The sequence below is a fragment of the Algoriphagus sp. A40 genome, assembly GCF_002002735.1.
Classification (GTDB): Bacteria; Bacteroidota; Bacteroidia; order Cytophagales; family Cyclobacteriaceae; genus Algoriphagus.
In genome coordinates, this window is record NZ_MUNY01000048.1 from 159,115 (window position 1) to 179,653 (window position 20,539).

Sequence of the window (20,539 nt, forward strand, 5' to 3'; positions counted from 1 at the left end):
TTGATATGGAGGCAGGATCGAGCGTCAAAAAAGCTTCGGTTAAGCTTTTTAGCGAGAGGCCGGTTTGTAGGGTGAGCAAACTCGCCTAGGCAAGGATTGGGATTGCAAATCCCAAAGGATAGGAGGGTGGAATTGCAAATTCCACCCAGCGTCCCGATGAACCGCAAAACTCTAAAGCCAAACTACACCTAGGAGGGGGGAAATAAATTTCGTCAATTGCGATTTACTCCTACTAGTAAAATGCGGCAATCTTAGAGGGGCAATGCGTCAATTGATGGGGAAATTTTGAAGGAGGGAGGTTTCTCTGGTCTAAAAAAATCCGAGGGTTTCTTTTTTAGTGAATTAGAAATTCGTTTTGATAGAAGTTGGTAGTTGAAATCGACGATAAGGCTGAGTTGGCTTTGGCAATGTACTTGCAAAATGCGTGGGCTTACCATACAATTAAATTTGAAAGTGGTTGCCAAGTTGTTCCATCGTGATATTGAACGGTTGTCAAGTAGTCTGCTGCTTTGGGAAATGCTCCAATAGCCGTCCCGATTATGTACGTGTGGATTCTGTCATATGCATTGTTGAGTGATTCATAATTGAAATCAGGATTCTTTTTGTCGGGATTAAATGTTTGATATGCTATTGCTCCGTTGTGGCCGTAACACTTGTCAGCAACACAATGAACTTTTGAAATAATTGGAATTCCTGCTCCATTTCGTTTAATAGTCAACGGCTCTTTTAAAATCAATTCATAGTGACTGAAATGGTTAGCTCCTGCATCAATTGTAAAAGTCATTTTAAGTCTTTTACTACCTTCTAAGCAGCATTTGAAATAATTTGATATATCTAGGGCAATAAGTTGTTGTTTTAGTTTTAAATAGTTGCTTTCAATTATCACTAATTCGCCTCTGTAAACTGGTGATGTAATTTCGTGATGCGAAAGTGGGTGTAGCAAAGAAGAAAGCAGAGAATTTATTTTGTCAACATATTCAGTAGAGTTTCCTGAATTACCTAAAAATCTCTTTGTTCTCAATATCAACTGGGTGAGTTGATAATCGGGTAACTGTGTATTTTCTGCATCTGCCGTTTCCCATTTTGGAATATAGTCTTGAATTAATTGTTCTAACGCTTTTCTAAAATAGTTAGCTGCTGCCGGATAATCAGGTTTAATTCTATCGTGTAAGTATTGTGTGGCCTTCTCAAAATGGCTTTCGCCTACGACCAAAATTGGCCTGTCAACGGGCTCATTATTTATTGAATCTTTGCCTACAAAGAGTTCAACCGATTTCCACCTGTCAGGTGTTTCGGTTTCAAATTTTCTTTTTGCTAATTCATATAGATGTCTGTCGTAGGTGCTTATGAAAACCTGATAATCGGCAAACTCATTTTTTATGATGTCCAGTATTGGTAAACGGTTGGTCAGGTCTAAGCCTATGAAAACATCATCTAAAAACAAAACCTTATAATCAATCGGCTGAGGATTGCGTTTCAAAATAGCTAAGTAAAGGCATATTGCTAAGGCCGATAATCTTGCTTCGTTTAGATAGTCTGATTGGTGTGCAATTAATTTGCCGTTTAGTTTGATTTCAAGTTTAAGTTCTGTTGGTATATTTCTCCACCAACCAGTTGCTACCAATGGTGTTAAAGAAAACCAAACCCGTAGATTGAGGTTGAAATACTTAATTAGAAACGCATTCAATTGAAGGAACACGCCTTTCAAAACAGTTCGTAACAATGTTTCGTAACTTACCATTGCTGGAATAGCATTCCGATATTGCCAAGTTCTGGTGTTGCGGGCTGTCTTAATATCCTTTCTTAATGCAACAAATCTTTTACCCATTGGGTGAGTACCACCAACAGGAATAAACTCTTTAAGTAGTATTTCAACTATCAATTGAAAAAGGTTGGGCTGTGCTTCGCTGTGATTGTAAACAGCAAGTAAGCCTCTGTAATCCAAAAAGCCTTTTGTGAGCTCTGCTGTTTTCAAAAACTGTTCCGTGTCGGTGGTAACTGCATCTGTTCCAAAACTGATGATTTCACCAAATGCAGATGTAATGGCATTGGTTGCGGGGTCGTAATCATTGAAAGTAAAAGTAACGTTGCCTTCCTCTGAGTTTTTGTTGTGATGCCTGATGTATGGATATGCGGTATCTTGGCTACTGCTTAAAAAATTGCTTAACGATTTGTAAAATGAACTTTTACCACTTCCATTCTCACCATAGATAAGCAAGTTCTCTCCTTTGGTTAGTTCAACCGTGTAACTATCAAAGAAGGCACGGAAATTCGATATTTCTAACTTCGTTATCCGCTTCACTTTCTTCCTTCTATGATGTTTACTTCTTCTATCGTTAACAGTTTTAGCAATGCCGCACTGATAGGATGCTTAGGGTCTGAAAGTTCTTTGTAAACCTTTTCAATAGTTTTCAAGTTTTTCTCGTCTTGCCCTTCTATCAGTTCAGGTATATTACCAAGGTGCTTCAATACTTCTGCACCACCTAGTTTTATTTCTGCTGGCAAATACAATTCATAAACCATTGCGTCTACTAAGCGTTCGAGGAAAGTAGTATCAATATCTACACTTTTTTGAAGGACAATATAGTCTACTATTGAAGTAAATGGCAATTGTTCACTTGCTTCTATTTTAGGAATTCTGAATTTTAGCAGATGAAATATTTTCGTTTCAATAAATGTAGAACCAAGCCTTGGTGCAGCAAATGTTCTAATAAAATACTGCGCGGGTTTTGATATTATAAAGGGTAAAATAAATTTTAAGAAAATAGGATTGTTTTTAGAGTAATCAATATGCTGTAATGAAAAGAAGTTGTTTGAAGCATAGGTAGATTCATCATAAAATGCTTTAAATGGATTCCCAGTTCTTGTTATATAAATTTTAGGATTTTTGAATATTCTTTCATCTCTTAATGAAGCATAATAACCCTTAGATTTATCAATTATATCTGACCTATAATCAACATACCAACCTGCTGTTTTGCTATAATAATTTTGAATTATATCGCCAGCTCCTCCTCCATAGAATAGAGGTTTGCAAAATTTGTTTTTTGGCTTTTCCAAAAAAAGAATTTCTCTGCTGTTTCCTGTATGTATACCTTCATGGCATTGCATGAAGTCATCTAGTTTATCAAATTTTGAAAATTTACTCAACAGATTGAAATCTTTTTCCTGTGCGATTAAATTAAAAGCGAATTCAAATTCTTCCAATATTATTTTTAATTTGGCTTGGTTGTATTTGAGTTCTACTAGCTTGTTTTCATTTCTATCGAAGCGGTTCAGAGAATATTTCAACTCTAAGGATTTTCTTTTGAATATATTTATTACACAAACATCATGATCTACATAGATGAATTGTTTATGTTGTTCTGGTGTGCCAGTATTTTCATACCAAATTATTTCTGATACAAAATCTTTAATGTAGTCTCTAGTTTTAGCGAAATCTTTAATTAGGATACTGTCAGGTAGTACGAATGAAGCTACACTTCTATAATTCTTAAATGCCCATCCAACGAAATAAGAAAAAGTGTTCGGAGTAGATGAGTCTATTTTTGGATATGTTTTCTTAAAAAGTTCTTTCTCTTCTGCTAGTAGTTTTGCGCCCCAAGGTGGATTTCCAATGATTATATCGAAACCCTCATCCACATCACTACCAAACATCCATTCGGCCTCAAACCAGTTGGCAAATTTATTTTGGTCATAAGGGTCAAAAGCTACAATCTGTTTTGCCACTGCTGTTTGCCATCCATCGCTTTCCAGCATTTTGGCTATTTCTAGTCTAAGTTTTTTATCTTGCGTTTGGTAGTTCAGTTTTTCTTTTCGTGTATTGGCTGTAAAGTATTTGTGGCGGAGTTCTTTCAGTTGGTTTTCTTTTACTTCAATTTCGGGGTTGCGTAAAAGTGTTTGTGCAGGTTTGTCTAAACCAATCAGCGTATTGGCAGCAACAAACTTCGTTTCCAAGTTGGGTAAACTTCTTATGCCAAAGTTTTCCTTTGTTGCTTGTTTATTTTGGTCAATAATGAGTGAGATGAAAAAACGGAGTTTTGAAATTTGCACCGCAATCGGTTGTATGTCTATCCCGTAAATGCAGTTTTCAATCAAATACAATTTACGACCGTAATCGCTGGCATTGTTTTCAAATACATCGTTAATCTCTGCCAGTCTTTTTCCCCTTTCTTCTTTGTCGCCTATTTTAAAAGCCGTTTCTGTTCCTTCTAGTGCCTTTTGGCGTTGCAAGGCTTTCCAGTATTTGTTTTCGGGGTCAAGCTTTTGCAGCAAATGCACCATTTTGTGCAATATGCCCATTGGGTAAGCACCCGAACCACAGGCAGGGTCAAGAATTTTGCAGTTGTTAATCGCTTCTATTAATGCCTTGGTTTCTGCTTCGTCAAAAGGATTAGGCGTTTCGGCATAAGAGATTAACTCACGTAAACGGGTTTCAAAATCCGAATCATCGATTTTTACATTTTGTTTGATGTATTCTAACAGAGATTCATCCACCATATAATTTACAATCTCCCTTGGCGTGTAAAAACTACCAGTTTGTTTTCTTGCTGTGGTTTGTGTTTCGGGGTTGTAACTTGCCAACAGGTTTTCAAATACCTTACCCAATAACTCAGGGTCAAGGGCAATTTCTTCTTCTATCGGGGTATTTTCTGCAACAGTAAATTTGTAACTCTCAAGCAGGTTAATTAAACCTCTTGATTTGTATTTCTTGTTCTTGGTGGCAAAAATATCATTCAGGTCAACTTCTCTTTCTTCGCCAAAGAAAATGTAATCAGGAACAACAGCTTGTTTCTTCGTGTTGCGGCTAAACCCATCTACATACACAATTTTGCCTTCTTCGTTTGGTTTGTCCAAACAATCAAACAATCCACCGTTTAAAAAAGGAACATCTTTAAACAACTGCATTGCTTCCTTTTCCGAAATAGTAAACAAGTCAGCATAGCGGAACAGGTTTTTAACTCCGTATTCTTCACCATTTGTCTTGATATTGCCACCATCTTTAGCAAATTTTCGTTCATCCATTTTTTGATTCAGCGTTCCAAAAAACAGGTTCTGCAAAATGGCGTGGTAATAGTTTTGTGATTTTTTGTTCTTGTTGAAGTCCTTTAGGATTTTATCTAAAAGTGACTTATTGAACAAAGCATTTGGAACAAGTGATTTTTCTTTGATGAACCAAATAAACACAACCCGAGTAATTAAGCGAATGAGGTTGGTGGCATTGCGGACATCTTTTTTCTTTTCCAAATCATCAGGAAATGAAACATTGTCCATTGCCCAGAAATACCAGTTTGCCAAATCCTGAAAGAACTTTTTGTTGAGGATGTTTACATCCAAAACTTGCAACCAGTGCTGGTGCAATTGGTCGTAATTGTTGACGCCAACAGGTTTAACCAGATCCAATAATATTCTTTCGTGTCCTGCGTGTGTGGTTACTGAATGTATATCACGAAGGATAATCACTTTGCCAGCCTTTTCACCTTGTCGCCAGTTTTGTTTGAATTTAAAGCGTTCGCTAATGGCTATTGAAAAGCAGGCTTCATCTCCCGTTTTATATTTCAAAACCAAGGCAACAGGCATTTTCTGACTGATGCGGTTGAAGGTTCTTGTAAGGTCTGATATTTCAGTTCTTGTGGGTTGTTTGCTTAACTCCAAAGCAAAAAGCATTAAACCATCATAGTTTTTGTCGCCTTGTTGTAATGCTTCTTTGTAGGAATAGTTTATATCAAACATTCCCGTGGCTTGAAAAACGGTGTTGTCAATTATTCCAATGAAATAAGTTTTACCAATGGTTTTAAAAGTGTCGTTGTCTTTGTAATGCTGTTTGAGCAAATCCTTTACAGGCAATGGTTCAGCCGTATTGGAGTTGAGTTTTATGTTCAACTGTTGAAACAGGTTGGTGGCTGCTTCAAAGAGATTGGCTGTATTGAATATGTTTAAATTCATTGATTACTTATTAGAAATTACAAACCAATTGATTAAATCGAAATTTTCACTCTTGAATTTATCTTCCAGTTTCTTTTGTTCGGGAGATATTTTCTTTGGTGTTACATCACCTGTAAACAAATCCTGAATTTGATTTACTGCAACGGGTGTTGTTTGTGATTTTACCCAACCACCAACCGCAGCAGCCAACTTGTCTAAAACTGCTTGGTCGCCTTTGTCAATGTTTTTAGGAACATATCGGGCTTCTAATTTGTGATTCCGAAGCAAGGTCAAAATTTCCTGATTGTTGTTCAATACCAACTTTCCGCTTTTGCCATCTTCAATACTTTGATGCAGTAAATGAATTTCGTCATAAACGTGGTTAATGGCTTCATCAGGTCGCTTGGGATAGCCTAAAACCGCAATAATGCTTTCAGGCATTGTTTTCCATTTTGTATTTGGTCTGAATTTGAAACCTGTGAAAACTCCGTTTGGTATTTTCTTGAAAAACTCTTCGTTCTTTTTAAAGAACTCAAATAATTCCTGGCGGAACTGCTCCAATGAAAGATCGTTCAATCCAAGAGTTTCGTCACTTACTTCCACATCATCCCAAGTTATTTGCAATTGCTCCAACATCTTTTGGGCTTGTTTTGGTAACAATGGATTTTCTTCAACCATTCGCTGAAATTCAGGAGTCATTTTGTCGTCCAATTCTGTTCCCACCACACTCATCAATGCCATTCGGTTTTCAACTCTCGATTTCAGTCGCAAATAATCTTCGTAGTTTTTTCCAGGCCAAAAGTTGATTCCTTTAATGGTTTTGTTAGGCGAACCAATCCGGTCAATACGTCCCATTCGCTGAATCAGTCGAACAGGATTCCAATGAATATCATAGTTTACAACCGTGTCGCAATCCTGCAAGTTTTGTCCTTCACTCAAACAGTCTGTTGCAATCAATACATCAATCGGATTTTCAATTTTCTTTATCGTTGCCTTGTCGTGTTTTGCAATCAGTTCAAGCCACTTGTTATAAGGCACTTTCCATTTATCCGCTTCTTTATAATCTTCTGAAAGGTTTGCCTTTTCATACAGTTCTGACCAATCTTTTTCATTGTAAAGCTTAGTGAAAGGGGCGAAGCGTTCCAAAATCGGTTCAAATTTGTCACCTGAATAGCCGTCAAAAGTTTCACTGATAGAACCTGAAACAAAAGCCACATTTTTGATTCCTTTCTTTTTCAATTCATCATATAAGAATTTTGCCGTGTCTTTGAAAACGGTGAACACCAATATTTTTTTGTTGTCAGACTTCTTTTGTTTAGTTGTGATGTGTTCAATCAGTTTATTGAGTTTATCATCATCCGCCTTTCCTGCATTGAACTCAGTTTCAAACTTTAAAAGGCTTTCTTTCAGTTGTGTTAGTTTGGTTACATCGGCTTCCAAATGTTTTTTGAAAAGATCAATGTTTGTAATTGAAGAAAGCGGAACAGGATTTTTCTTTCCAAGCGTTATGGGTTGGTCGTTCTCGGCTTCAATCTCGGCTGCTGTTTCGTCAATTTCTTCTTGTTCTTCGTCTGTGAAATCATCTTCTAATGAACTGTCCGTTTGATTTTTGATAAACAGATTTACCTTGTCCAGAGCATTGTTATGATGTTTCAGAATATTTTCAACGGTGCTTTTAAATGAAAACCAACTTGATTCCAAGCGTTTCATCAAAAGGACATACATCATTTTCACCAAGAACTTTTCACGCTGTTTCGGGTTTTCCAAAACGCTTTCCACTTTCAGGCCTTTAATGTATTCAGAGGGACGGTAAGCCGTTAGGTTTACCCGCAAAGCATTTAGAATATCATCAAATGATTTTAGGTCTCCTAAATTTTCGGGTGTAATGTATTCATTTATTGGGTAGTCTTTTTTCGGGAAATTCATTTCTCCGAATTCGCCTTCAATCAGTTTTCTTGTTCTTGCTACAATTAAAGCATCTGTGAGTTTTTCAAATTTCTGTGGAAGTTTGGCAATGAAGTCTGCAATTTTTCTATCGTCAAGATCAGACCATTCACTAAAGTCTTTTTGTGCTGTTCTGAATATGTTTTCAAGGCTGTCAATTTCCAAATCTGTTTCTTTAAAACCATTGTCTTGCCCTTTAGTCATCAACTTAAACTGATTACGAATGTCCATCAGTTTGTTATTGATTGGCGTTGCTGAAAGGTGCAAAACCTTTACATCACGATTGGTTTTTTCGGGCAGCAAAACATTGTCAACAAAGAATTTGTATCGGGATGATTTGTCGTTCCGTAAGTTGTGGCTTTCATCAATTACCAAAAGCAATTTTTGTTTACGTTGCAGTTTTGAAAGTGAAAAGTCAGGATAATTATTTGATAGTCTTTCGTCTTGCAGGTCGGTGTGATTTCTCACATAGTATTCAATTTCATCTTTTTCGAACCGTGAACCCCTGTGTGATTGGTATTGCTCCCAGTTGTTGCGAAGTTTTTTAGGGCAAAACAATACAACAGTGTATCCTTTGATTTCAAAGTATTTCATCACCGCCAAAGCAGTCCAAGTTTTTCCCAAACCAACTGCATCAGCTAAAATAGCTCCGTTGAATTTTTGAAGCATTTTAATTAAACTGATTGCTCCCTTTTGCTGATAGGAGAAAAGCGTTTTGTAAATGATGGTCTCTTCTAAATGAGCAATTTCACGTTTGAATTCTGCATCACCAGAAAGTTCAAGCAAGTCGTCTTTGAAAAGTTCGTAAAGAACTTTGTAGTATAGGTCGTGAGGTGTGTATTCTTTGAAAAGGTTTTTAATCAATTCAATGATGTGCTGCTTTACTTCAACTTTGGTCTTGTCGGTTAGTTCAATTTTTTCAAGAGCAACATTTTCCCATTGGTTTTTGAACCATTTTTTTAATTCCTTATAGTCGTTGTCATTGCCTGTGGCTGCTGTGTTTAGTTCTATGTTGCTGCTTTCTTTAATTCCAAGTCCAGCGTCTGTGAGGTTGGAGCTGCCAATAATGTGAAAGTTCTTTCTTGAGTCTTTGTCGTTGTAGATGTATGTTTTTGCGTGGCAAAAATTTCGTTGGATTGATTTTACCTGAACTTTGTCTTGTTGAAGAAACTCAACTGCTTTTTGCGCTGCTGCACTTAATGAAAGTGTCCCACTGATGCCAGTATTTCCGTTAAGCAGGTCAATAACTTTGTTTAGCTGTGCTTCGTCCTGCATTAGATTTCCCAAAATCAGTCTGAATTTTTCTGCTTGGTTAATGTCGTCTTTCATTAACGCCAAAGCATTAACAGAAAAGAAACCTGTCACAAGGTCAAGACCACCGCTTTCAGTGTAGTTTTTGATGAAGTCAAACACTTTGTAGTGGTCGCTATCTTCTGTTTTGGTTTTATTATCTAATAGCATCTACAGTGTCAAAATAAAATTTCGTGAATATCTCCAATTATCGTCAAGAGTTGGCTAAAAAGTGGTTTTTTGGGTTTTGCGAAGGGTCGAATTGAGTGTCTTCTCACTCGTTGTCCGTTTGAATTATGGTCTGTATGTTTTTCACCTGTCAAAATGGTTTGTCTTTGTGTTATTGTTTAAATTTTGGGTAGGTCTATCGTCCATGGAACAGACACCCTATGACATTGGCTATAATTTGTTTATTTGTGCACCTTTAGAATGCCTATACCCCACTTTTGTTCGCCTAGATGCACCCCAGGTGTTTTTTATTCCCTTGAAAAATCAGGCTTCAGATCCCGATTTCCCCCGAATACTTTCTCAAAATACCATCTCACTTCCATTCCTGCAAGGCTTAGTTCTCGATTTGGGGGATTTATTTTTTGCCTTTCGTAAAACTCAAAAATAGTTCTCCACTTCAGCAGTTCAGTTCACTTTAGCCCCAACTTTTCTCCGCAATCCGAAATAGTTCCAAAAAGAAAACACCCAACCTCAACCTTTCCCTTGGTCTTCTTTCGGTTTTTTGAAGTATAACATAGGATAAGATCGATTGCCTATGACAGTTTTGAACCGGATTGCCGGACAACTCACTTTTGGAATCATTGCCTTGCTTTGGGGGAATTTGGCTTTTGCTCAAGGAAACTATCCTAAACATGTCATTTTAACCTGGAACCAAGAACCTTCCCGTTCCCAAAGTGTGACCTGGAGAACTGACTCTTTGGCTTTGGCTCCTTTGGCACAACTGGCATTGGCAGATGACACTCCCATGAATCCTGACCTTAAGTCAGTCATTCCAAGGGTGCTGCAATTAAAGGATGTTCAGAATCGGGAGTATTATTACTACTCCGTTACTTTTGAAGACCTGTTGCCGGGCCAGACCTACCGATATCGGGTTGGGGATGAACAGGGCGAATGGACAGGTTGGAATCATTTTTCCACTCCGGACAAGGGAAATGAACCCTACTCATTTCTTTACTTGGGAGATATTCAGAACGATATTTTGAATTGGGGCACCCGGGCGATGCGTGCCGCTTATGCCAAGGCTCCCCATGCAGGGTTTATGCTTTTCGCCGGAGATTGCGTCAATGACGGACATGATGCTGGGCAATGGAATGATTGGTTTCGAAGCCTCGGGCATATCCCCGAAGTCATGCCCATCGTCCCGGTCACGGGCAATCACGAGTATGACGACCTTCCCGGTTCGGAGGAATCCACGCTTTCTCTCTTCTGGAATGCACAATTTGAACTTCCCCAAAACGGCCCAAAAGGCCTTGAGGAAAGTGTGTTTTATGTCGATTATCAATCCATGCGATTGGTTGTGCTCAACACCATGATGGCGTTGAATTCCGAAGAGGATCTAAAAATTCAGACGGATTGGTTGGAATCAGTTCTGAAAGACAACCCCCAAAAGTGGACTGTTGTATCCTATCATCACCCGCTTTTCTCGGCAAGAGACGGAAATCACGGAGACTATCCGGAGCTTAGAGCTTCCTGGCAACCTGTGTTTGAAAAATATAAAACCGACCTGGTTCTCCAGGGGCATGACCATATGTATGGACGTGGAAGTCGGCAGTATCAAACCATCAATGTGCCCCAAGGACAGGCAGGACCGGTTTATTTGGTTTCTGTGGCAGGGCCCAAGATGTATGGGATCGTGCCGGAAAGAAGATGGATGGACCGATTGGGGCTGAATACTCAGTTCTACCAGCAGATCACCATTGATGGGGGAAAGCTTGAATTCCGGACTTATACCGTAATGGGGGAACTCTACGATTCATTTGATCTGGTCAAGCAGGAAAATTCTTACAACCGGTTTCTGGAACATATTTCCTCCGATTCCCATCCGGAAAATCTGTTTCCGGGAGGAGCTTATAATCGGAAAAATGCCAAATGATGTGAGCTTAAAGTCTTGAGACTTGCCCGATTACTCTTTCACCCGCCTGTAATAAAGCTGAACCAGACCTTTGTCAAACTGCTTGGTGGAAATGAGCTCCAATGTTTGTTCAGGTCTCCCGTCTTTGAAAAGTCTGGTCCCGTCACCAACCAAGATCGGTATCATTGAAATGATGAATTCGTCAATCAGGTCATTTTTCAAGAGTTCCGTGATAACCTCCGCTCCGCCGTCACAATAGATGTCTTTGCCACTTTTGCTTTTCAATTCGGCTATCAAATCGGGTAAACTGGCTGAGTAGAATGTGGTTCGGCCGACATTGGGTCTTTTGGTTCTGGTGATAACGTAAACCTCTCTTTCGCCATTGTCGTAGTGTGAGGAACCAATCTCCCGCTGCACCCAGTCGTAGGTCTTTCTGCCGAGGAGGATGGTGTCAATGGTGGCGGTGAATTCGGCATAGCCATAGTCTTCACCTTCTTTCTCTACGATCTTCAAAAAGCTCAGGTCCTCGTTCGGTTTGGCGATGTAGCCGTCCAGGCTGGTTGCGATGAATACTTTTACCTTTCTGCTCATTTGAATCGTTGTTTTGCTGTGAATTTCAAGTCAATATTTGTGTTTACGCCAGTGTTTAAAATTTATGAATTGGTCTCGACAAGCTCGACCACCGAGACATTGCTTTAAGTTAGGGAGGGGGAGGAAAGGCGGCTTCGCCGCCTTTCCTCCCCCTCCCTAAAGACTGAGTGCTACCGGACACCGAGCTTGTCGAGGTGTATTCAAAATACTTGTACTGAGCTCGGCTGATGAGCCTGTCGAATTATGTTGAAGTATAATTTGGTGAATGGTGTTTGTTTTAGACAATCATAGAATTTTATAAGCTGGAAAGTGCCTGAATGGCTTCTGACGTAGAACCCACAAAATTGATCTGTCGGTTTTTATTGCTTTCGTAGATGAAATCCCTGAGACTTTTACCTGAATACGGGGTAAAGTCGCCGACGATGGCGAGCCTCACCCGATAGGTGGAAAACTTTTGAAGGATTTCTCCGGCCATTCCGTTTTTTAGGTCAAAAAATTCCGGTGTGATGTTTTTTGCCGGAAGGATGATCCTGTCAAAGTCTTGGTAATACAAATTGCCGAGCAAGTCCAAACCGTCTTCAGCAGTTTTGATCACCAGTTCGTCCGAGACGATTTCGGCAATCCTGATGTCATTGATCGTGTGTGTTTCTATCTTCATTTAAGTCTAGGTTTGATAAAAATGAACATCGAAAATTTTCGCACTTACCTGAGAAAAAGTGGTTAAAAGCTGAGATTGACGAGACTACCCTTTTCAAGGAGGTTAGGGGGATTAAAAACTCATGTGCAAAAGCTATCGGCCATGCCTGAAGGCATTTCCCAGAAAATCCATCCTCCTAAGCCAGTCAATGAATTGACTGGCAAGTCAATCGTTCATGCCTACGGCATTTTTCCTTTTGCTAAGGAAATAAGAAATCCTCGTTTGGTGATAAACCATATTCTGGCCATCAGTCGACCATCGTCCCTTAACTCGTTTTTCCTTTGAAATAGGCAAAGATTGCCATGGAATGTCCGTGTCCGAGGTCAAAATCTTCCTTGAGCCATTGGACGATCTGAGCGGCTTTTACTTCAGGTTTGAGGGTTCCGTTTTCCAGAAAACCTTTTTCGGTTGCGAGTTTCTTGAGGTCTTCCGGAGACTTACCGGTTTTAGATTGGATGTTGTCGAGGTAGGCTTGGAAGGACATGGGATAGTGGATTAGGTTAAAATTGAGACAAGAGGCTGCATTCGAAGTCCTCGGTATTCAAAGATAAAAGACCTTTTCAGTAATTCTGACCTGGATTTGCGTCAATTTGAATGGGATTTTGCGACCATGGATTGTGGTATCTAGCATCGAATTGCTTGATTGGCCGTAAACTTGATAGAAGTTGAATGGGTAAAAAAATTAACTTTGGAATGTCATGATTCCACTCGTCGAAAAGAAACTAAGTCAACTCACTGTTTTGTGCAAAGCGCATCAGGTGGATTCTTTGGCTCTTTTTGGGTCTGCAGCGCATGGGGATTTTGGCGATTCCAGTGATCTGGATTTTTTGGTCAGCTTTTCCAACTCCATCGAACTTCTGGATTATGCTGATAACTACTTTGGCCTTCTGGAAAAGTTAGAGAGCTTGTTTAACAGACCCATTGATTTGGTTTCTGAAAAATCTCTTAAAAACCCAATACTAATAGCCGAAATCAACAGATCAAAAGTTTCTCTGTATGAATCCGAAAGCTCATTGATTCAAAAAGTTCTGTCCTTATAATTGCCCTAAATTTCAAATGAAAATCAATTTTTGCAGTTTACTTTTCGTCCTGTTTTTTGCAGTTCAGCCACTTTTTGCCCAGCAGCCCAAGCCCCTCTATCAATCCGAAACGCTCCAGATCGAGCAGCTCAGTCCCAATACTTTTGTCCATGTCAGCTACCTGAGCACGGACGACTTTGGCAAAGTGGCCTGCAACGGGATGCTGGTCATTCATGAGGGCGAAGCACTGGTTTTTGACACCCCTGCGGATAATGAGGCAAGCAAAGAGTTGATTGCCTGGCTGGAAACGAATCAAAAGGTAAAGGTAAAAGGTGTGGTTGCCACTCATTTTCACGATGACTGCGTGGGTGGATTGGATGCATTTCATGCACAGAGTATTCCTTCCTTTGGTAGTTTAAAAACCAATTCACTGGCCAAAGCTGAGGGAAATCTTGTTCCCGAAAACGGGTTTGAGGAGCAGTTGATTCTGGAAGTGGGAGGTTTGGAAGTGTTAATTCGTTTTTTGGGAGAAGGCCATACCCGTGACAATGTGGTGGCTTATGTACCGGCTGATCAGGTACTTTTTGGAGGCTGCCTGATCAAGGAGGTCGGGGCTGGTGTTGGCTTTTTGGGTGATGCCAATACGGCGGACTGGTCGGAGACAGTCACCAAAGTAAAGTCAACTTTTTCGGATGTCCGAACTGTCATTCCTGGCCATGGGAAGGTTGGGGATGCGGAATTGCTGGATTTTACGATCCGGTTGTTTGGAGGGAAGTGATGGAAAAAGAATGGATTCTTTGGGCTAAAGCCCTTGGTTGTGAAAGGGGATTTGGGTGGAATGGGCTAAAGCCACATTCCAATTCATTTTAGGTTAAATTGAGATGAATAGCCTCCTGCTTTAGCTGGAGGCTGAAAAAATGAGTAGATACTCACTGGGCTTTAGCCCAATCCTGTTTTTCGAGGGTGAAAAGGGGAATTGAAAATTCCCGATGATATAGGGCAGGAATGCAGGATCCCCAAATTCCGCCCAGCGTCTTGAGATTTCAAATGTCAGACCAGCGGCAAAGGGATGTCAATGGTTTATCATCCCGAATTCCTTATTTTTAATCATCACCTATTCCTTTTCGGTTAATTCGTCTGATGCATATGAAAAAAGTATTCAAGATCCTGTTGTGCCTGGTGTTATTAGTGTTCGCTTGTGCCTTTGTTTTGGCCTATTACCCTGTCGATTCAAAGACTAAACATGCAAGTATTTCAGAAGAAAGGGCGACAGTTCTAAGAGATGAATTCGCCGAACCGCACCATTTGATCACTACCTCAGACGGGGAAATTCTGTTTCTGCGCCGTTGGAATCCCGACAGCATACCACCTGAAAAATCCGGCGTGGCGGTTCTGATTCTTCATGGAATTACGGCCTATAGCGGTGCTTACGATATGGCGGGAAAGCCATTTTCCGAAAGTGGCTATGTGACCTTTGGTTTGGACTACCGCGGACATGGACTTTCTGGCGGAAATCGTGGGGATACCCCTGGCAAAGATCGATGGATTGAAGATTTGGGTGAGACCGTCAAATACATTAAGGGTCTTGGTTTTTCAGAAGTTGTGGTTTTGGGGCACAGTCTGGGAGTTGCTACTGCTATGCTTACTGCCAATGTGGTTCCGGACGAGATCTCCGGATTGGTACTGCTTTCCGGTGCATATGAGGGCAGGAAAGGTGTCTCCAAAGAGCCTACTCTGTTGGAGAAAGCAAGATTCTTTGCGAGTGCAATAGTCCGTCCTTCCCATCAATCCTATGAATATTATCGCGAAGGAATGACCGTGACCAAGGATAGTCTGTTTAATCTTCGCTATACTCCGAGGTTTTTGATGATGCTGGACGTGAAGACGCTTCGGATTCCATCGGATTTGAATGTTCCGGTTTTGGTAGGGATCGGGGATGGGGATGAACTGTTTACTGTCGAGAAAGTACGGGAGTTTTATGACTTGGTGCCGGGTGACCAAAAGGAGTTTGTCGTCATGCCGAACACCACCCATGCCGTGATCCCACGGGAAAGCTGGATAATGGTCGTGGATTGGCTGGATCGGACGTATGCCAGTCGGGGAGGTGAATAATTTCAGGTCCTAAATAAATGGCTGAAGCCATTTACCCAATTGTAGATATTTCTCCATAGCCCACCCGGTTGGTGAGCTGAGTCGAACCATAAACCGTGGGCTATGGTTTGCACCATCCATTCCCAAAACCATTTCAATGGTTTTTAGCTATTTTGCCTATTCGAAACCCATTAACCCATGCAACTAACCCACAAATTCCTCCTTTATGGTCTGATTCTGGCATTTTCCTTTTTCTCCTGCCAACCCAAAACCGAATCGGTCTCGGAAGTAGCTCCTGAAATAAAAAAGCCCCGCACCATCGTCACCACGGACGGGGAGATTGACGATGTGGATTCTTTTATCCGAATGCTGCTTTATGCCAATGAATTCCGGATCGAAGGGCTGATCTACAGCAGCAGCATGTGGCACTACAAGGGTGATGGCAAGGGGACACTTTTCACCTCTGAAATGGAAATGACCAAAACCATGTATGGAGCCAAAACAGACCTTCGCTGGCCGGGAGTGGAGTGGATGAACCCGCTTTTGGATGCTTATGAGGCCGTTTATCCCAAACTGAGTCAGCATGCAGAAGGATTTCCCACAGCGGAATATCTGAGAAGCTTGGTGCGGGTAGGGAACATCGACTTTGAAGGAGAAATGGAAGTCGATACCGAGGGTTCGGACTTTATCAAAGCGAAATTGCTCGATGACGATATGGAACCGATCTACCTGCAAGTTTGGGGCGGAACGAATACCATCGCGAGGGCGCTCAAGTCCATCGAAGATCAATACAAAGGCACGCCGGACTGGGAAAGCATTTACAAGAAAGTAATTGGCAAAGCGATCATTTATGCCATTTTGGATCAGGATGCGACCTATCGCAAATACATCGCTCCCAACTGGCCGGACCTGAAGATTTACTACAATGCAAGCCAGTTTTGGTGCTTTGCCTATCCTTGGAAAAGAGCTGTACCCGAATCCCAGCATTACCTTTTCGAGGGGAAATTTATGGGCGATGAGATCATCAACAACCATGGGCCGCTGCTGAAGCAGTATTACAGCTATGGGGACGGCCAATTTCAAGTTGGAGACGATGAACATATCCATGGAGACTCGACCAAAATCAAGAATGGACAGTGGGGAAGTTTTGGCATCTACGACTTTATCTCAGAGGGTGACTCTCCGGCATACCTGCATCTGATTGATGTGGGTTTGGACAATCTGAATCAGCCGCAATGGGGCGGTTGGGGCGGCCGTCTGGTTCAGTCTGCCGAGCAACCAAACCGATGGGAAGACGGGAAAAACGTCTTGGATTTCAATCCATTTACCGATACCCTAGACGCAACTTACCCCCAAATCCGCTGGATAGAAGCCATTCAGGAAGATTTTGCAGCGAGGGCGGATTGGTGCGTGATGGACTTTGCCGATGCCAATCATCAGCCGGAAGTCAAGGCTGTCGGACCAACCCGGCTTTCAGCCAAACCGGGAGACAAATTGACCTTGGAAGTTCAGGCCAGCGATCCGGATGGGGACCAACTCGAGACCAAATTCTGGATTTACAAAGAGGTCGGGACTTATGCCGGATCGGTTCAATTGACCGGTGCAGGGAATAAAGTTGAGGTGGCTCTGGACGGATCTTCCACCGGGCAGCTTCATGTCATCGCTGAGGTCAGGGACAATGCCGCACATCCGATGACCAGGTATGTTCGGTTTGTTGTAGAAGTGGAATAAATAAAGGATTAGAAAATTGTGTGGATCCTTTATTTGGAATAATGGAATGACTCTCCCCAAACCATCAGCAAAACAGGGTAGGTTTGCTTCAATTGGGTGTATTCCAGACCGAGGTATTTTTCATCTCCCCAATAAGGAACCCGATCATCAAAGGTATGCCCCAGTTCATTTTCATGCCCAGGAATGATCAATTTCGGGTTGAGGCCTTTGGCAATTCTCAGGATATCATTAGTCCAGTTGTTTACCAGGAAAATATCTAGCTGATGGTGTTTGTGGACGTCATCGATCCAATCGTAATCGACCATGAATTTTCCTTCATTGATCTGATCACCGGAGTGGGCGATGGTGATTCCCTCAGGAGTATAGATCAGCGGAACGTTGTTTTCATGGCTGGACATTTGGTGTCCGGGGTAGTTGACCACTTCCAGATTTACCTTGCCTCCTTTAAGTGCCAGTTTCTGCTTGGTATGCGATTCCCGTTTGAGGTGAGTGATTCTGGAATGGATCTCCTGTCCCTCCCAAACCTGAGGCGGCGCGACCACTACTTTTCCCTTGTCCAAAAAGGATTGGGCCACTTCGATCTGAGCATGGTCCCGGTGGCGGTGACTGATAAAAAGCACATCGCACTGCTTAATAATCCTCTCCATCGTGGCATCCGGTATTGCAAACCCAATTGCTTCTGGCGTGTTTCCGGTGACCAAGTCAAAGGCTATCGTCACGCTTTTGGTTCGGGCGATAAAACCGATGTTATACAATTTCCAGATTTTGATGCCTGAATCGACTTTGGTGTTTTCTATTTCCGTCAGGGCCTGATCGATGCGATGATGGAAAAACTTCTGAACCGGCTCCCTATAAGCGGCATATTTGTCATGCAAAACTGCGTCAAGCATGTAAAGCGTGAGCATCCTGGCTTCAGGAGTTTCCATCAGTGGAGGATGGGTATGGAGATTTTTCTCGATGAGATCAAGAAAATAAGCGGATTGGCGATTCATGAATTCATCCTCGACTTTGGTCAGGGAAGGGTCGATGGTCGTTGGTTTTTTCTGTGAAGTCGAGGCATTTTGGCCCATTACATTCATAGCAAAGGCAATACTCCAAATCAGGCAGACAAACTTTTTCATGGAAATCAATTTTGGATAGTTTTTGGATTGCTTTTGATAAAAAGCCAGTCTTCAAACTCCATAAATTCCCAGCTATCCTCCCACTTCAATTTTTGATACATGCGAAAACGTTCCTCTTCAGCAATGTCCAAATATTCGATGCGGATGGGATGGTAACCTTTTCGGAGCGCCACACCGAATTGCGCTTGTCCCTTGGAATCCGGCTGGTCAGCATCTCCAACCAGCTGTCCATGGAGATAGAGTTTGGAAGAATCCTCAGCTTTGGTTTGGATGAAAAAGAACCGGTCTTCTGGAACCTTGAGGTAGCCTTCCATGACAAAGCCGAATTGGTTTTCCCGTTTTTTGGTATCACTCAGATTAAACCCATTGTCAAAGACACCGGAATCCAAAGGGGTATTCTGATTAAAATCGGGCATTGCCTTCCAATCACCTTCATAATACCTGTATTCCAAGCCTGGTTCTGGTGTATTGACCGATACCGCTGGCATATAGGCTACTTTTCGGAATGTCTTGGAAAAAGTCTGACTGATCTGTTTCTTTTCATTCTCTATCCCATACCTCAATTCGGAGGTTTGGCTGATGGTAAAAGGTTTCGTGTATTTCTGTTTTGGGGTGTTTGGGTCGAGTTGATACCAAACCTGCATTTCAGGATCGGGTATCTTGAATCCTACAGTTTCGGTTTGAAGAAATTCAGTTGACTGGGGAAAAATCAAGTCTGTCGTGCTGGGTTTAACCGGAATCGATTTGATGCCTTCCAAGGCCAGTTCTTGTTTTAAACCGGAAGCCAGGGTCTGCACTTTCCACCTCCAGCTGAGTTTCTCGAGCTGGGCGTATTGCAAACCGGAATTTGAGGAAATTTCGAAAACTGCTTTTCCCCGCGTATTTGGAGCCAAGGTGATTTTTTTGCTGGTTTCGCTGATCTGAAGGTGGTTGTGGTGCAGGAATTCCAGGTCGATTTGGACTGCACTTGGGCTGGGATTGTCAAAATAGAGCGAGAGAGTGCCCTCCTCAAAGGTTTCTCCGGGTTTGCAGAGCAGGTAGTTTTCCATGAGGCTGTTTTTTGCAACTGCAGCCGATAGAGAATCCGATTTAATGGAATACAAATCCTTTTCAAAAATCCCCTTCATTGCAAGATTTGCGTAGGTTGGTTGTCCGTCACGCATAGAAATGCTCATGACATGGTCAAATTCCCCAAAAGCACTTCCCCGCATGGCACTTCCTCCCCCGGTTGTGGCCAGGTTGATGTAGTCTCGTTCGTTTCGAAGGGTGTAGTTGTACGTATGCTCATGGCCAGCCAGGACGGTGTATTTTCGATCAGCCAGTGCGGATTCAACTTCCACGAATCGGTTGCCTTCCCATTTCCAGATGGGGTGGTGAAATAGGACAAAGGTCCATCGCACATCGGGATTATCTTTCAGAGCTTTTTGGGCATAGGCGACTTGTTTCGGACTGAGACCTGCTACCTCATCATCGGTGCTGTCCAGAACCAGGAACAAAACATTTTTATAGGTGAAGTGATAATACCGCTTTCCGTATTTTTCTTCCCAGTCTTGTCGCATAAAGTCATTGGAGATGTCATGATTGCCTACCACGTAAAAGAATGGAAACTGCAATTGATTAACCAAGCTGTCAAACTCCCGTCTCTCCCGGTTGAGCTGAACCGGATTTTCGGTATTTCCTCGGATCAAATCCCCTACACAGATCACAAACTCTGGGTTGAGCAGATTGATTTTCTGCACGGCGTCCTCAAAAATTCCCGGGCGGTTTCCTCCATTCCGATCACCCACCACAATAAAGTTAAAGTCCGGTTGATGGTCATTAAATTCCAGATGAGTCCAGGGTTTTTTGGGAGTTTCTATTTCAGTTTGGAAAGTGGACTGAGCAAGGGAAATATGACTTGCCAAGAGGATTGGCAAAACAAAGCGCAAAAGCTTCTTCATGGAAGAAAGGGAAATGGATGGAGGAGATGGGTTCTATCAAGTGATACATCGATTTCCGCCAAAAGGGCTAAATGAGGCAGATATTTATTTTGGGATTTCTTTCAAATCCG

Annotated in this window: 13 protein-coding genes; 5 read left to right on the top strand and 8 right to left on the bottom strand. The window is 41.7% G+C overall.

The genetic code is table 11. The features are described from left to right. Positions 1–430: 430 nt before the first annotated feature. From B0E43_RS29890 to B0E43_RS29900, 3 genes are read right to left on the bottom strand one after another with little or no spacing between them, the layout of a single operon-like run. Positions 431–2,302, bottom strand: a complete 1,872-nt coding sequence (locus B0E43_RS29890) for an AAA family ATPase (protein WP_168171929.1) — start codon at positions 2,300–2,302, stop codon at positions 431–433. Beyond that, positions 2,299–5,946 (bottom strand): Eco57I restriction-modification methylase domain-containing protein, encoded by a 3,648-nt coding sequence (locus B0E43_RS29895; RefSeq protein ID WP_077349218.1) that lies wholly within the window; start codon positions 5,944–5,946, stop codon positions 2,299–2,301. The genes B0E43_RS29890 and B0E43_RS29895 overlap by 4 nt, the downstream gene beginning before the upstream one ends. A 3-nt stretch (positions 5,947–5,949) precedes the next feature. After that, positions 5,950–9,330, bottom strand: coding sequence for a helicase-related protein (locus tag B0E43_RS29900; RefSeq protein WP_077349220.1), 3,381 nt, complete (start codon positions 9,328–9,330; stop codon positions 5,950–5,952). A gap of 592 nt (positions 9,331–9,922) precedes the next feature. Between B0E43_RS29900 and B0E43_RS29905 the strand changes: the two genes are divergently transcribed. After that, complete coding sequence (locus B0E43_RS29905; protein ID WP_077349224.1) at positions 9,923–11,260, top strand: metallophosphoesterase family protein; 1,338 nt, start codon at positions 9,923–9,925, stop codon at positions 11,258–11,260. A 30-nt stretch (positions 11,261–11,290) separates the two neighbouring features. Here the strand turns inward: B0E43_RS29905 and B0E43_RS29910 are convergent, their stop codons facing one another. From B0E43_RS29910 to B0E43_RS29920, 3 genes are all read right to left on the bottom strand, one after another. After that, positions 11,291–11,830 carry a dihydrofolate reductase family protein gene (locus B0E43_RS29910; protein WP_077349226.1) on the bottom strand — a complete coding sequence of 180 codons (540 nt, stop codon included), beginning with the start codon at positions 11,828–11,830 and terminating at the stop codon, positions 11,291–11,293. Between the two features lie 295 nt (positions 11,831–12,125). Next, the gene (locus tag B0E43_RS29915) at positions 12,126–12,488 is read right to left on the bottom strand and encodes a DUF4180 domain-containing protein (RefSeq protein WP_077349228.1); all 363 of its coding nucleotides are present in this window, start codon (positions 12,486–12,488) and stop codon (positions 12,126–12,128) included. 304 nt (positions 12,489–12,792) lie between these two features. Then, positions 12,793–13,011: a DUF4287 domain-containing protein gene (locus B0E43_RS29920; protein ID WP_077349232.1), complete on the bottom strand. Its 219-nt coding sequence runs from the start codon at positions 13,009–13,011 to the stop codon at positions 12,793–12,795. A 214-nt stretch (positions 13,012–13,225) separates the two neighbouring features. Between B0E43_RS29920 and B0E43_RS29925 the strand changes: the two genes are divergently transcribed. The 4 genes from B0E43_RS29925 to B0E43_RS29940 all read left to right on the top strand — a co-directional run bounded on the left by B0E43_RS29925 (position 13,226) and on the right by B0E43_RS29940 (position 17,368). Continuing rightward, positions 13,226–13,567, top strand: coding sequence for a nucleotidyltransferase family protein (locus B0E43_RS29925; protein WP_077349234.1), 342 nt, complete (start codon positions 13,226–13,228; stop codon positions 13,565–13,567). Positions 13,568–13,583: 16 nt separating this feature from the next. Next, complete coding sequence (gene bla, locus B0E43_RS29930; RefSeq protein ID WP_077349237.1) at positions 13,584–14,324, top strand: subclass B1 metallo-beta-lactamase; 741 nt, start codon at positions 13,584–13,586, stop codon at positions 14,322–14,324. 368 nt (positions 14,325–14,692) lie between these two features. Next, positions 14,693–15,658, top strand: coding sequence for an alpha/beta hydrolase (locus tag B0E43_RS29935; RefSeq protein ID WP_168171930.1), 966 nt, complete (start codon positions 14,693–14,695; stop codon positions 15,656–15,658). A gap of 177 nt (positions 15,659–15,835) precedes the next feature. Further along, positions 15,836–17,368: a DUF1593 domain-containing protein gene (locus B0E43_RS29940; RefSeq protein WP_077349241.1), complete on the top strand. Its 1,533-nt coding sequence runs from the start codon at positions 15,836–15,838 to the stop codon at positions 17,366–17,368. 29 nt (positions 17,369–17,397) lie between these two features. On the opposite strand, the gene B0E43_RS29945 is transcribed toward B0E43_RS29940, so the two are convergent. Both B0E43_RS29945 and B0E43_RS29950 read right to left on the bottom strand, forming a co-directional pair. Then, a complete protein-coding gene (locus tag B0E43_RS29945; protein WP_139352726.1) occupies positions 17,398–18,489 on the bottom strand; it encodes an MBL fold metallo-hydrolase in 1,092 nt (363 codons plus the stop codon). A gap of 5 nt (positions 18,490–18,494) precedes the next feature. Beyond that, positions 18,495–20,429, bottom strand: coding sequence for a metallophosphoesterase (locus tag B0E43_RS29950; protein WP_077349245.1), 1,935 nt, complete (start codon positions 20,427–20,429; stop codon positions 18,495–18,497). Positions 20,430–20,539: the final 110 nt, after the last annotated feature.